The 14,138-nt window shown below is 44.0% G+C and carries 11 protein-coding genes; 7 read left to right on the top strand and 4 right to left on the bottom strand.

The annotated features are described in order from the left end of the window. Positions 1-2: 2 nt before the first annotated feature. Genes C8D94_RS12075 through C8D94_RS12060 form a run of 4 tightly spaced genes read right to left on the bottom strand, consistent with a single transcriptional unit; the run spans position 3 to position 5,191 of the window. On the bottom strand, positions 3-1,289 hold the full coding sequence (locus C8D94_RS12075; RefSeq protein ID WP_245946306.1) for a nucleotide sugar dehydrogenase: 1,287 nt from the start codon (positions 1,287-1,289) through the stop codon (positions 3-5). A gap of 14 nt (positions 1,290-1,303) precedes the next feature. Continuing rightward, on the bottom strand, positions 1,304-1,897 hold the full coding sequence (locus C8D94_RS12070) for a sugar transferase (RefSeq protein ID WP_115124213.1): 594 nt from the start codon (positions 1,895-1,897) through the stop codon (positions 1,304-1,306). Between the two features lie 25 nt (positions 1,898-1,922). Continuing rightward, the gene (locus C8D94_RS12065) at positions 1,923-4,397 is read right to left on the bottom strand and encodes a polysaccharide biosynthesis tyrosine autokinase (RefSeq protein WP_115124212.1); all 2,475 of its coding nucleotides are present in this window, start codon (positions 4,395-4,397) and stop codon (positions 1,923-1,925) included. Then, positions 4,397-5,191: a polysaccharide biosynthesis/export family protein gene (locus C8D94_RS12060; RefSeq protein WP_115124324.1), complete on the bottom strand. Its 795-nt coding sequence runs from the start codon at positions 5,189-5,191 to the stop codon at positions 4,397-4,399. The genes C8D94_RS12065 and C8D94_RS12060 overlap by 1 nt, the downstream gene beginning before the upstream one ends. A gap of 104 nt (positions 5,192-5,295) precedes the next feature. On the opposite strand from C8D94_RS12060, the gene C8D94_RS12055 reads away from it, so the two are divergent. From C8D94_RS12055 to secA, 7 genes are all read left to right on the top strand, one after another. After that, the gene (locus C8D94_RS12055; protein WP_115124211.1) at positions 5,296-7,161 is read left to right on the top strand and encodes an ABC-F family ATP-binding cassette domain-containing protein; all 1,866 of its coding nucleotides are present in this window, start codon (positions 5,296-5,298) and stop codon (positions 7,159-7,161) included. 208 nt (positions 7,162-7,369) lie between these two features. Continuing rightward, the gene (locus C8D94_RS12050) at positions 7,370-8,143 is read left to right on the top strand and encodes an O-methyltransferase (protein ID WP_115124210.1); all 774 of its coding nucleotides are present in this window, start codon (positions 7,370-7,372) and stop codon (positions 8,141-8,143) included. A gap of 274 nt (positions 8,144-8,417) precedes the next feature. Then, positions 8,418-9,122 carry an ABC transporter ATP-binding protein gene (locus C8D94_RS12045; RefSeq protein ID WP_115124209.1) on the top strand — a complete coding sequence of 235 codons (705 nt, stop codon included), beginning with the start codon at positions 8,418-8,420 and terminating at the stop codon, positions 9,120-9,122. A gap of 131 nt (positions 9,123-9,253) precedes the next feature. Further along, the gene (locus tag C8D94_RS12040) at positions 9,254-9,448 is read left to right on the top strand and encodes a hypothetical protein (RefSeq protein ID WP_115124208.1); all 195 of its coding nucleotides are present in this window, start codon (positions 9,254-9,256) and stop codon (positions 9,446-9,448) included. A gap of 31 nt (positions 9,449-9,479) precedes the next feature. After that, a complete protein-coding gene (locus C8D94_RS12035; RefSeq protein ID WP_115124207.1) occupies positions 9,480-10,052 on the top strand; it encodes a cob(I)yrinic acid a,c-diamide adenosyltransferase in 573 nt (190 codons plus the stop codon). 246 nt (positions 10,053-10,298) lie between these two features. Continuing rightward, positions 10,299-10,520, top strand: coding sequence for a DUF2795 domain-containing protein (locus tag C8D94_RS12030; protein ID WP_013070580.1), 222 nt, complete (start codon positions 10,299-10,301; stop codon positions 10,518-10,520). A gap of 185 nt (positions 10,521-10,705) precedes the next feature. After that, positions 10,706-14,068, top strand: coding sequence for a preprotein translocase subunit SecA (gene secA / locus C8D94_RS12025; RefSeq protein WP_115124206.1), 3,363 nt, complete (start codon positions 10,706-10,708; stop codon positions 14,066-14,068). Positions 14,069-14,138: the final 70 nt, after the last annotated feature.

Here is a 14,138-nt window from a genome sequence, read left to right as displayed (position 1 = left end):
ACCTACAAACACCCATCAACTTTCTCCTTCGGAAAGAATCCCTTTACATCGAACACCACTGAAGGGGATGCCAAGTGATTCTCAAAATCGAACTCTGAAAATTTGCTATGTCCCACGGCCAAAATCACAGCTTCATAATTCTCTTTTAACTGTTCTGGCGAGGTGAGCAGGTGCAGACCGAATTCGTTATACACCTCAGAAGCATCGGCCCACGGGTCGTACACGTCTATGTTCAGATTGTATTTCCGGAGTTCTTCAATTACATCAATTACTTTACTGTTGCGAATGTCCGGGCAGTTCTCCTTAAAGGTAATTCCCATAAGCAGTACGTGCCCGTTCTTTACCTTGCACTCCTTTTGTATCATGAGCTTTACCACTTCTTGGGCTACATAATTCCCCATCCCATCGTTCATACGCCTACCGGCCAGGATGATCTCTGGGTTGTAGCCTTCTTCCTGTGCTTTTTGTGCCAGATAATAAGGGTCTACCCCAATACAGTGACCGCCCACAAGTCCCGGGGTGAATTTTATAAAGTTCCATTTGGTTGCGGCAGCTTCCAATACGGCGTGGGTATCGATATCCAGCAAACGGAAAATCTTGGACAGCTCGTTCACAAACGCAATATTGATGTCGCGCTGCGAGTTCTCTATCACTTTGGCAGCCTCGGCCACTTTAATACTGGGAGCCAAGTGTGTTCCCGCCGTAATCACCGATGCATAGAGCGCATCTATCTTTTGGGCAATCTCTGGAGTGGATCCAGAGGTAACTTTCAATATTTTGGTAACGGTATGTTTTTTATCCCCTGGATTGATACGCTCTGGAGAATACCCTGCATAAAAATCCTTATTGAAAGCCAGGCCAGATTCCTGTTCCAAAATAGGCACACAAATCTCTTCGGTGACTCCAGGGTATACGGTAGATTCATAGATAACCACATCGCCCTTTTCAAGCTGTTTCCCAATGGTCTCACTGGCTTTAGTAAGCGGCGTTAATACTGGTTGGTTGTATTTATTGGTTGGGGTAGGCACTGTTACGATGTATACTGTGGCCTCCTTCATCGTATCGGCTTGGGTGGTTACTCGTAGTGAACCTTCAGCAGTACCTTTTAAAACCTTTTGTAGCGCGTTGTCACTTACCTCTAGGGTGTGGTCTGTCCCGCTGTTCAATTCGTTCACCCGGGCTTCATTGATATCGAAACCAATTACGTGGTACTTCTCTGCAAAGGCAACAGCAAGGGGGAGCCCCACATAGCCCAATCCTATAATGGCGATGGTTGGTTTTTCTTTCATAGTTATCATTTATGTTAATTCCCAAAAACAGACTTTACTATATACACAACGTCTTTTATAATACTCCAGTCTTCGGCATACGCAATATTGAGCCTGACCTTGTCCGGCCAAATTACCGTGTCGTTATATTCGGTTGGGTTTGGTTGCTTTAATAGCAATTTGTCTTCATTTTTATATTTCAAGGTTGCAGGGCCGGTAATCCCTGGTTTCAACAATAAGAGTTCTCTATCGTTTCCCTTCAGCATATCTGCATAGCCCGGCACATCGGGTCTAGGGCCTACCCAGCTCATGTCTCCTACAAGAACGTTCCATAATTGCGGCAGTTCGTCCAGTTTGCTACGTCGCAACCAACTTCCAAAAACAGTTTCGTTCTTTCGTATAGCAAAGATATCCTCGTGGTTCTCTTTTTTTAGGGACCTTATTTTATAGAGCCTAAAATACTTTCCGAACTGTCCTATCCTTATTTGTGAAAACAGTCCGTTTTTTCCCGTCACAACCGTTGCTATAAGGAGGAATAAAAGTACGGGAATTATCACAAAAGGGATTATTAAAAGTGTAAGACTTAGGTCAAAGATACGCTTGGTGAGTTGTTGCTTTTTGGTAAGCATAAATAAGTGGGTGCCGCACCAGTTGTTATTTTTTTCTGCGGAAAAATCCTAGGAACCGTTGCCAATAGCCTTTGGGTTTTTCTTCTTCGTGATACCCGTTGCCATATTTTCCATAGCCTCCGTAACCATAGCCATAGCCGTAACCATAGCCATAACCATAGCCGTATTTGGCCTTTTCTTCGTAATAGTTCAATACAAAGCTGATGTTCTTTACCTCTCCACGTTTGTACTTTTCGTTTATCATACCCAACATACGTTTGCGGGTATAATTTTGACGGATCATATAAATGGTTGCATCGGCATATTTCAACAGTTCCAAGGAATCTGCAACCAAGCCCATAGGCGGGGTATCCAGGATGATGTAATCGTATTCCTGCTTCAACTGTTCGACCAGCAACTCCATACGCTCGCTCATCAATAATTCTGAAGGATTGGGCGGTATGGGTCCTGAGGTAATGATATCCAGATTTGAAACTCTTGTAGGCTGTACAATATCTGTGACAGTTGCATCATTTACCAAATAATTGACCACACCGATAGAATTGGTAATCTCGAAATCGTCAAAAATCTTTGGCTTCCTAAGATCTAGTCCTACCAGTACCGTTTTCTTCTCACTAAGCGCAAATACCGAAGCTATGTTAATGGCCGTAAATGTTTTCCCCTCCCCACTCACCGAAGAGGTTACCAGTACGGTCTTGCAACCCTCGATACCCTGCTTCCTATACAAAAACTGAAGCCCAGAACGCAGTGCTCTAAAAGCTTCCGCAATAGAGGATTTAGGCTTGTTAAGTACGGCAAGGTTTCCATCCATACGGCTCTTCCCTATCACACCAAGGATAGGAATCTTGGAGTTGCGCTCCACGTCATTTAAATGGTGGACCTTGGTGTCAAAGAACACCCTTAGGAACACAAACACAAAAGGAATGAGCAAGCCAAAAAGGAATGCCATTACATAATTGAGTTGTGTATTGGGGCCTATCTTTCCACCCCCTGTATCCTTTGCCTCATCGATTACCTGTACATCACTTACGTTTGCTGCCTTTACGAGATCTGCTTCACTTTTTTTGGAAAGGAAAATATTATATACTGCTTCATTTAAAGTATACTGTCTTTCAATTTTCAAAAGATCTTGTTGCTCTTTTGGTAGTTTCCGTATTTGAAATTCTAGCGAACTTATCTCCCTATTAATGTTTTGGAGCTCTTGGTTCTTCAATCCCTTGGTAGAGGTTATGTTTTCAAGCAACACTTTTTTTACGGCATCAATCTGCCTGTCTATATCCAAAAGTGGGGTGGCCCCCTCCTTATAGCTATATTCCAAGGTGTTTCGCCGTTGTGCAAGGCTTACAATCTGCGATACCCCAGTGACAATACTGGACTCTGTAATACCCGCCACAGAGGGTGCCGGTACATCCCTATAATCGTTGCGCGTGCGCAAGTAATCTTCAAGCGCGTTGTAGTAGTTCAATTCTCTATCTACGTTTTCTTTCCTTATATCGAGCGCACTAAGTTTAGATTTTATTTCAGCTCCTTCAGCTTCAAGGTTGAATACTGCATTCTTATCCTTAAATTCGTTGAGTTCTTGCTCAACATCCTTTAATTCTTTCGATTTCACCCCAAGACTACTATCTATAAACTTTATGGTTTTGGTAGCAAAAAGATTCTTTCGCTCCAGCATGTCATCACTCAACACCTGCACAGAGCTGTTCAGGTAATCTACAATTCGTGCCTTGTTCTTACCCGTAAGACCTAAATTCAATACTGAAGATCCTGAAGAAGCCGGGGTTACCGTGATATCCAAATACCCCTTCACAGCACTATCAAAGTTTGAAAAACTAAGGTAATAGGGCTTATTGGCCTTTACCGAAAGCTCTTGGTTGGGCACAAATATTCCGTTAAAATACGGGGTTTTAACAAGCTCACCTATTTTAAAGGACTCTTTAAAAGTACCACTGGGCACAAAGCGCCTCTCCTTTTCTTTTTCAGCATTGTATGTTTGGAAACTTTTGTTGCCCTCCTCTAAGATTTCAGCAGTAAGCGTAAAATTGACCGAGTCCTTGAACACCACGGTAAACTCCTGCCCTAGTAGCTGGGCTCTCGTAGTATCTACCTTCACAAAAAACGGGGTTTGTTTGTAAGCGTCTACCTTTTGGTACTCCCCGTCCCTCTTGTAATTCAAGTAATACTGAAGCCTATCCACCACTTTCTCATTATGGGTACGGGAATTCAACGTTACAACAGCGGTGTTTACCTTGTCGGTAGTTCCTCCCCAGTTGAAGGTGAGACTTGTATTGGCCGTAAAGAACGGGTTTTGGTCGTCCTTTATAGTTACCAAGGTGTTCATTCGGTACACTGCCAACTTCCTAACATTTATGTAATACGCAATTCCAAAAGCAATGGCCAAGGAAACAAGAAACAGCGGCCAATAGCTCAATAGCTTGAACAAAAACCCCTTAAAGTCGAAGTTTATCTGTACGTCGTTTATGTTAAAATCTTCGCTCATTATAACCTAGTAAATAATAGAACCGTTGTTACCAAAGCAGTAAAAACGGTAAGTATGGTTGTAAACGATTGCAGTCCCGTAGTACCAGTCCCCAACGCCTTTTGCGGCAATGGGTTTATCAGGATCAAATCGTTGGGCTGTATCCAATAATAGGGTGAGTTCATAGCATTTATGGAGGTAAGGTCTATATGGTGAACCTTCTGTCCTGCTGGATATTGACGAATAATCACCACATCGCTTCTGTCGCCCGTGAGCGTAATATCGCCACTATTGGCTATGGCTTCCATAATGGTAATGGCGTCCCTATAGATAATCTGGGAGCCTGGGGCACCTATCTCCCCGTTAATGGTATATCGTATCCCTGCAAGTTTTACGGTAATAAATAGTTCGGCTTCTGGTTTAAAATACTCATCGGTGAGCTGTTTTTCAATCTTCTCCCGTATTTCATCTACGGTGAGCCCAAGCACGGCTACCTCACCTAATTTAGGGATTCGTATATTTCCGTGGGGATCTACCACAAAACCATCGTAGTACAAACGCTCTTCCCCTGTAGCATTGGGATTGGTCTCACCCGTAGGATTGAATGTACTTACAAACTCAGGATCCAGTGCTTTTCCTCTAATGCTCAAGAGGTCGTTTACCTGTACTCTATAGGGCTCTTGCTTTTTGTTCAGGGAATAGAGGGTGTCCTTGGCAGCAGTGTCCTCCTGAAGGTATTCCAACTGCTTGGTAGAGATGCAGGAAGTAAACCCAAGGACGGTAACCAATAACAAGAACAGGTACTTACAGTTCATAAGGGCAGGGTTGTAATGCGACAAATATAAACCAACCAATGTAATAATGAAAGGTATTTTGTGGGTTCTGCTGAAAAACTGCTTATTTTGCAAAAAATTGTACAGTGAATTACCTTTCGGTAGAAAATATAGCAAAATCGTACGGAGAACGTGTTCTCTTTTCTGAAATTTCCTTCGGCATCAATGAGGGACAAAAAATAGGTTTTGTTGCCAAGAACGGAACCGGAAAAACCTCCCTACTCAACATGCTCTCTGGGGAAGACAGCCCAGATACTGGCGAGATCGTTTTCAGAAAAAACTTGAAAACGGCTTTTTTATCCCAAGAACCCAATTTGGACCCAGGGCTTACCATCGAGGAAACTATTTTAGCCTCGGACAATCCCATCCTCAACATCATCGCACAATACGAAAAGGCACTCAAAAATCCCCAAGATACCGAAACCTACCAAGCAGCTTTCGATGCCATGGATGCCCACAATGCCTGGGATTTTGAGACCCGCTACACCCAAATTCTCTACAAACTGAAATTGGACGACCTTAACTTAAAGGTGAAAAATCTCTCTGGGGGACAAAAGAAAAGACTTGCATTGGCCTCGGCCCTATTGCAAAATCCAGATCTCCTTATCATGGACGAGCCCACCAACCATCTGGATCTGGAAATGATCGAGTGGCTGGAACAGCTGTTCGCAACTGAAAATTTTACCATCTTCATGGTAACCCACGACCGTTATTTCTTGGAGCGTGTATGCAACCAGATTATTGAACTGGACGAGGGCAACCTATACAGCTATAAAGGAAACTACAGTTACTATCTGGAAAAAAGGGACGCACGCATAGAGAACCAAGCCACCGAGACCGCGAAGGCAAAACAGCTCTACAAAAAAGAACTGGACTGGATGCGCCGCCAACCCAAGGCCCGTACCACCAAGAGCAAAAGCCGTATTGACGATTTTTCTGAAATAAAACAGCGTGCCCACCAGCGCCGCAACGACCACGAGGTACAACTGGAACTGAACATGGAACGTTTGGGCACTAAAGTGGTAGAGCTGCACAATGTTTCCAAAAGCTATGGCGACAAGGAACTCTTTAACAACTTCGATTACAATTTTCTGAAAGGCGAACGAGTTGGTATCATAGGCAAGAACGGAACCGGGAAATCTACATTTCTCAACATGCTCACGGGACAGCTCGTGCCAGATACGGGGAAGGTTGTAATAGGTGAAACAGTGCAGTTTGGCTACTACACCCAAAAGGGAATTACCATTAAACCCGGACAAAAAGTAATTGAGGTGGTGCGGGAATTTGGCGATTATATCCCACTGAAAAAGGGGCGGCAAATTTCAGCAGCACAACTGTTGGAACGTTTTCTCTTCGACCGTAAAAAGCAATACGATTTTGTTGAAAAGTTGAGTGGTGGTGAACGGAAACGCCTATACTTATGCACCGTCCTCATCAAAAACCCCAATTTTCTGATTCTAGATGAACCCACTAACGATCTGGACATTGTAACCTTAAACGTGCTGGAGAGTTTTTTACTGGACTTTCCGGGTTGTCTCATCGTGGTTTCTCACGACCGTTATTTTATGGACAAGATCGTGGACCATCTCTTTGTGTTTAAAGGAGAAGGCGAGATACAGGATTTTCCTGGCAACTATAGCGACTATAGGGTATACGAGGACAGCAAGCCTTCAAAGAGCGCTTCGGAAGAAAATACAAAGCCCAAAAACGATTGGAAAAAAGACCAGACCAAAGCAAAACTCAGCTATAACGAACAGAAAGAACACAGCCGCCTAGAAAAAGAAATAGCAACCCTGGAAAAAGAAAGGGAAGCCCTCCAGAACAAATTTGCCACCGAAGGCTGGGACGGCGAGGAAATAGACAAACAGTCCAAAGTTTTGCAAGAAATTATAGATAGCATCTCAGAAAAGGAAATGCGTTGGTTTGAGTTGAGTGAGAAATTGGAAGGGTAGTTGGCTGCGGGTAGGACGCGGACACTTGCAGTGAGCTGCAGCAGCAAAATATCAAAAAAAGCAAATAACAAACTCCAATATGAAAGTATCCTAAGAGAATTTACGAGGCATAGCCTGTCACAGATTAATCAGGAAAGTAAAAAAATATCGAAGGGCAAAAAAAATATATAGATACTGCAAACTGTCACTACCACTGAAAACGTAAGATGTGTTTTACCAACTCAAATCATACCTAAACTTCCTCCTCTGCTCCACCAACCAGCACGGGGTGCACTCCCCTTTTGTGTACGATTTGGTTACCAAATGTTTTTATGACACCCAAAAGCATCAAGGCTACGATATGCTGGAACAACACCGAAAGAAGCTACTTCGAGACACCTCGACCATTTCAATTACCGATTTTGGCGCAGGCTCCCGGGTCTTCAAAAGCAACGAGCGTACGGTAAAAGCCATTGCAAAAAATGCAGGAATACCTATTAAGCGGCAGCAATTGCTATTTCGATTGGCACGTTATTTCCAACCAAACAACCTGTTAGAACTGGGCACTTCATTAGGAATGGGCACCGTAGCGATGGCAACCGGCAATCCCAACGGCACCGTTACAACGGTAGAGGGCTGTCCCGCAACTTCAGCAAAGGCACAACAGTATTTCAATAGCTTCGGGATTGAAAATAGCACAACCGAAACCTTAACATTTGAGCAGTTTTTTCAGCAACACAATCCTGAAGTTTTCGATTTTGTGTATGTGGATGGAAACCACGACAAGGAAGCGACCCTTCGGTATTTTGAAAGATTGCTGAAGCACATCCATAAAGACTCCATCATTATTTTTGACGATATTTACTGGAGCCCCGAAATGACAGAGGCATGGCAGCAAATTTACAACCACCCCAAAGTAACGGTGAGTATTGACACCTTTCAATGGGGATTGGTCTTCTTCCGGAGCGAACAGCCCAAACAGCATTTCAGGATTAGGGTGTAGTGGTGGGCAGTGAGGCGTGAGCTTTGAACAAAACCAACACGTACACTAAACCTCTCAACTCCTAAACCCTTAAACACTACCTTTGGTGATTTTGTGGTTTGTGGATTTTTATTGCCAATCTTTTTTCAAAAACGTTAAAAACTGTTCAACTCTAAACTAACAATCACTCAATTCCTCTATTAAAATCTGTAACAACATCGTTACCTTTGCGTCCAATAACCAAATTTACAGTTAACCATTAAAAAATGTCCCCTCGAGGGGACCATAGCGGTGTATGAGCTTAGTCATTAAAATACGAAATATCATCCGCGACTTCCCATTGGGACAAGAAATTGTCCACGTATTAAAAGGGATAGACCTTGATATAGAAAAAGGGGATTATGTTGCACTCATGGGACCTTCGGGTTCGGGAAAATCTACCTTGATGAACCTCCTGGGCTGTCTGGACACCCCCACTGCCGGTAGTTACGAACTGAACGGCGTGGATGTAAGCAACCTAAGCGACGACGAGCTGGCCGAAATACGCAACAAAGAAATAGGTTTTGTCTTCCAAACCTTTAACCTGTTACCAAGAACTACGGCATTAGAAAACGTAGCCCTGCCTATGGTGTATGCCGGGGCCTCCAAAGCCGAACGCCACGCCCGTGCCGAAGAGGTACTAAAGGACGTAGGGCTGGGCGACCGTATGGACCACCGTCCCAATCAGTTATCCGGTGGGCAACGCCAACGTGTGGCTGTGGGGCGGGCTCTTGTAAACAAACCCTCCATTATTCTGGCCGATGAACCTACGGGAAATCTGGACAGTAAAACTTCAGTGGAAATCATGAAACTTTTCGATGATATCCATGCGGCTGGAAATACTGTGATCCTTGTAACACACGAAGAAGATATTGCCACGCACGCACACCGTGTGATCAGGCTTCGCGATGGTGTGGTGGAGAGTGATGTAAGGAATGAAAAGATAGTGAGTAGTGAGTAGTGAGTAGTGAGTAGTGAAAACTAAAAACCTACTTCTAAACATCTAGACTTCTCAACACTAAACTTTTAAACAACTCAACTATCAACCTATAAAATCTTCTAACTCCTCGGCATTTTTCTTACTTTTACATAATGCTATTGACACTAGACCTTTCCAATCCGTATCTCGTTATTGTTGGACTGCTTATATTGGCAGTACTCGTCTTTTTCTGGAACAAAAAGAACACCAACACCAACCGCAACCGTAGACAACGAAATTTTAAGAGCGGCTATTTAGAACGGAAGAAGGAGCGTGAGGATACAGAAAAAAAGAATACCAATCACTAAAAAAATCGTTCCGTCTTTGCGGAAAACAACCATGAAAATCTACACAAAAACAGGCGATAAAGGTACCACGGCCCTTTTTGGCGGTACCCGCGTCCCCAAGCACCATATACGTATTGAAAGTTACGGAACGGTGGACGAGCTTAACAGCTACATCGGCCTTATACGTGACCAAGAGATAGATCCGCGAAGTAAGGAAATCCTAGTTCATATACAGGACAGATTATTTACCGTGGGCGCCATCTTGGCAACAGACCCGGAAAAGGCGATGCTTAAAAGTGGGAAAGAGCGATTGAACATTCCTAAGATTTCAGAAGAAAATATCACGTTGCTCGAAACTGAAATGGATACTATGAACGACTCCCTCCCACAAATGACGCACTTTGTACTTCCAGGGGGGCACACTACCGTGTCATATTGTCACATAGCCCGCTGTGTATGCCGTCGCGCCGAACGTCTGGCCACACAATTACACGAAATAGAACCTACGGACGAACGTGTTTTACAATACCTCAACCGCCTTTCTGACTACCTATTCGTACTGGCACGGAAGTTGTCCAAAGACTTGCAAGCAGAAGAAGTAAAGTGGATACCGGAAAAACTGTAACTTAGAGGTTAGAGGTTAGAGGTTAGAGGTTAGAGGTTAGAGGTTAGAGGTTAGAAAATTAGTTAAATTGAAAATTTGACAAATAACTTTAGCACTAACTAACTTACCAATTTACCAATAATACAATTCACTAATCTTCAACTACTTACAAACGTTCTTAGAAATAAAACAGAAATAATTCTTTTTTTCCTTGGCTTTTTGGTCTAAAAAATTATTTTTGCACAAAATTAAAAATTACAACGTACTATGTACTGGACTTTAGAATTAGCATCTTATTTAAGCGATGCGCCCTGGCCGGCAACAAAAGACGAACTGATAGACTACGCTATTAGAACCGGAGCCCCATTAGAAGTTGTGGAAAACCTTCAGGCTATTGAAGACGAAGGCGACAGCTACGACTCTATCGAAGAAATTTGGCCAGATTACCCCACAGACGATGATTACCTGTGGAACGAAGATGAATATTAACACACTGCCTAGCAGTAAACAACATACCAAAAAAGTCTCAAATCATTGAGGCTTTTTTTGTGGGCAAAACCGAACACACAAAACTAGTAAACCACTTGTTAATGTGGTTTTTTAACCGTTTTTTTGTATACTGTTTTTAAAGGGAAATTACCTTTTGAAATTGCCCCTTAAACCGAAATATTATTATGGGATTTTTAGATAGCGTATTAAAAGTTTTTGTTGGAGACAAATCCAAAAAAGACATTGGAGACATACAACCGTATGTAGATAGAATAAAAGAACAGGAAGCAAGCATTGCAGCACTCTCGCTGGACGAATTGCGCGCCAAGAGCGATTTCTTCCGCAGCAAGATAAAGGAAGACCAAGCCGATATCCAAAAGCAGATAGACGACCTTCAGGCCGAAGCCGATAAAGAAGAAGATATAGATAAGAAGGAAGACATCTACAACCAGATGGATGCCCTTAAAAAAGACCGCTACGAAGTAGAGAAGAAAACCCTCGACGAAATCCTACCCGAAGCCTTTGCCGTAATCAAGGAAACCGCAAAACGCTTTAAAGAAAACCAAACGCTGGAAGTTACCGCATCACCCTTCGATCGTGAGCTATCGGGCGAAAAAGATTATGTAACGCTTGAAGGCGAAAAAGCCATCTGGAAAAATTCTTGGGATGCCGCAGGTAAAGAAGTTACCTGGGATATGGTCCACTACGATGTACAGCTCATTGGTGGTGTAGCACTGCACCAAGGAAAAGTGGCCGAGATGCAAACAGGAGAAGGTAAGACCCTTGTGGCAACACTTCCCGTCTATCTTAACGCATTGGCCGGGAACGGTGTGCACTTGGTAACCGTGAACGACTATCTCGCAAAACGTGATAGCGCGTGGATGGCCCCCATTTTCGAATTCCACGGGATGACCGTAGATTGTATAGACTACCACCGCCCCAATAGTGATGCGCGCCGTAAAGCCTATAATGCCGATATTACCTATGGAACCAACAACGAGTTTGGTTTCGATTACCTGCGTGATAACATGGCGCACGCCCCGGGAGACCTTGTACAGCGGCCTCACCACTACGCTATCGTGGATGAGGTGGATAGTGTCTTGATTGACGATGCCCGTACCCCACTCATCATCTCTGGTCCCGTACCTGAAGGCGACCGCCACGAGTTTAACGAACTGAAGCCGAAAATCGCCGACATCGTGAACGTACAGAAAAAGCTGTTGACGGGCGTACTCGCCGAAGCAAAAAAATCGATTGCTGAAGGTGACGTAAAAGAAGGTGGTTTCAAATTACTACGTGTGTTTCGTGGGCTTCCAAAAAACAAGGCGCTCATCAAGTTTTTATCTGAAGAAGGTGTAAAACAAATCCTTCAGAAAACCGAAAACTTCTACATGCAGGATAACAATCGCGAGATGCCAAAGGTAGATGCCGAGTTGTATTTCGTGATAGACGAAAAGAACAACCAGATTGAATTGACCGATAAAGGTGTAGATTATCTTTCCGGGAAGGACGATCCAGATTTCTTCGTGATGCCAGAAATGGGCACCGAAATCGCCAAGATTGAAAACAAAGGTCTTACCCCAGAAGAAGAAGCGGTAGAAAAAGAAGAACTATTCCGTGATTTTGGAGTGAAGAGTGAGCGTATCCATACCATGAACCAATTGTTGAAGGCCTACGCGCTGTTCGAGAAAGACGACCAGTATGTAGTGATGGAAAACAAAGTAATGATCGTGGACGAGCAAACCGGACGTATCATGGAAGGTCGCCGCTACAGCGATGGACTGCACCAAGCCATCGAGGCAAAGGAAGATGTAAAAATCGAGGCCATGACGCAAACCTTTGCCACCATTACGCTTCAAAATTACTTTAGGATGTACAACAAGCTTTCGGGGATGACGGGTACCGCCGTGACCGAAGCTGGTGAGCTATGGGAAATCTACAAGCTGGACGTGGTGGAGATACCCACCAACCGACCCATTGCACGTGATGATCGTGAAGACAAGATTTATAAGACCAAGCGTGAGAAATACAATGCGGTAATTGAAGAGGTGACCGAACTTTCAAAACAAGGGAGACCAGTGTTGATTGGTACCACATCGGTAGAAATTTCAGAATTATTGAGCCGTATGTTGAGCATACGTAACATTCCGCATAACGTATTGAACGCAAAACTGCACAAAAAAGAGGCAGATATTGTTTCGGAAGCAGGTAACAGCGGGATGGTAACCATTGCCACCAACATGGCAGGCCGTGGTACCGATATTAAATTGAGTAAAGAGGTGAAAGATGCCGGAGGTCTTGCCATTATAGGTACAGAGCGTCACGACAGCCGCCGTGTGGACAGGCAGTTGCGTGGTCGTTCAGGACGTCAGGGAGATCCGGGAAGTTCGCAGTTCTACGTTTCGCTGGAAGATAACTTAATGCGTCTCTTTGGGAGTGAACGTATTGCCAAGATGATGGACCGTATGGGCTTGAAGGAAGGAGAGGTGATTCAGCATTCCATGATCAGTAAATCTATTGAGCGTGCACAGAAGAAGGTAGAGGAAAACAACTTCGGAATTAGAAAAAGGCTCCTTGAATATGATGATGTAATGAACGCCCAACGTGAAGTGGTGTACAAGCGTCGTTACAACGCCCTGTTTGGGGAACGATTGCGTGTGGACGTAGCAAACATGATCTACGACACTGCCGAGGTAATTACCGAAAGTAACAAACTGGCGCAGGATTATAAGAATTTCGAGTTTGAATTGATTCGTTATTTCTCCATGAGCTCTCCCGTTACCGCAGAAGAATTCGAGGCCATGGGCGCCCAACAAATTGCAGGGAAAGTGTACAAGGCCGCTTTTCAGCACTACAAGGACAAGATGGCCCGCAATGCCGAAATGGCCTTCCCCGTGATAAAGAATGTATACGAGAATCACAAGGACCAGTACCAGCGTATTCTCGTTCCGTTTACCGATGGGGTGAAGACCATCAACGTGGCTACAAATCTTGAAAAAGCCTACGAAACCGAAGGCACACAACTGGTAAACGACTTTGAAAAGAACATTACCCTCGCCATTATCGACGATGCATGGAAAACCCATTTACGTAAAATGGACGAGCTGAAACAATCGGTACAGTTGGCCGTACACGAGCAGAAGGACCCGTTATTGATCTATAAGTTTGAAGCCTTTGAGCTTTTCAAACAAATGATAGAAAAGGTAAATAAGGATGTAATCTCCTTCCTTTTCAAAGGAGAATTGCCACAGGAAAACCAGCAACAAATCCGCGAGGCACGCCAGACCCGTCCAAAAGAAAAACTGAGCGAGCAGAAAGAGGAGATCCAAAATCTGGACGAGCGTGCTGCCCAGGCAAGAGCCGCAGGACAGACCCAACGCCAGCAACCACAAGTTACCGAAACCATAGTGCGCGAACAGCCCAAGATAGGCCGTAACGATAAGGTGGTGATAAAGAATGTGATGAGCGGCGAGAGCAAAGAGGTAAAATACAAACAAGCGCTCCCCCTTATAAACAAAGGCGAATGGGTACTTACCGAGACAAAGTGATGAGCCTTTAGCAATTAGCTTTGAGCAATTTAATTTTCTTAGAATCCCGAATGTTGATACAACATTCGGG

Source organism: Marinirhabdus gelatinilytica, assembly GCF_003353425.1.
Lineage (GTDB): Bacteria > Bacteroidota > Bacteroidia > Flavobacteriales > Flavobacteriaceae > Marinirhabdus > Marinirhabdus gelatinilytica.
Note: the sequence above shows the minus strand (reverse complement) of the source record. Positions and strands in the feature narration are given on the sequence as shown.

Coding starts and splice junctions, on each gene's coding strand:
- C8D94_RS12075 (WP_245946306.1), bottom strand. CDS start 1,289: ATGAAAGAAAAACCAACCATCGCCATTATAGGATTGGGCTATGTGGGG.
- C8D94_RS12060 (WP_115124324.1), bottom strand. CDS start 5,191: ATGAACTGTAAGTACCTGTTCTTGTTATTGGTTACCGTCCTTGGGTTT.
- C8D94_RS12045 (WP_115124209.1), top strand. CDS start 8,418: ATGAGCTTAGTCATTAAAATACGAAATATCATCCGCGACTTCCCATTG.
- C8D94_RS12070 (WP_115124213.1), bottom strand. CDS start 1,897: ATGCTTACCAAAAAGCAACAACTCACCAAGCGTATCTTTGACCTAAGT.
- C8D94_RS12040 (WP_115124208.1), top strand. CDS start 9,254: ATGCTATTGACACTAGACCTTTCCAATCCGTATCTCGTTATTGTTGGA.
- C8D94_RS12035 (WP_115124207.1), top strand. CDS start 9,480: ATGAAAATCTACACAAAAACAGGCGATAAAGGTACCACGGCCCTTTTT.
- C8D94_RS12065 (WP_115124212.1), bottom strand. CDS start 4,397: ATGAGCGAAGATTTTAACATAAACGACGTACAGATAAACTTCGACTTT.
- secA (WP_115124206.1), top strand. CDS start 10,706: ATGGGATTTTTAGATAGCGTATTAAAAGTTTTTGTTGGAGACAAATCC.
- C8D94_RS12030 (WP_013070580.1), top strand. CDS start 10,299: ATGTACTGGACTTTAGAATTAGCATCTTATTTAAGCGATGCGCCCTGG.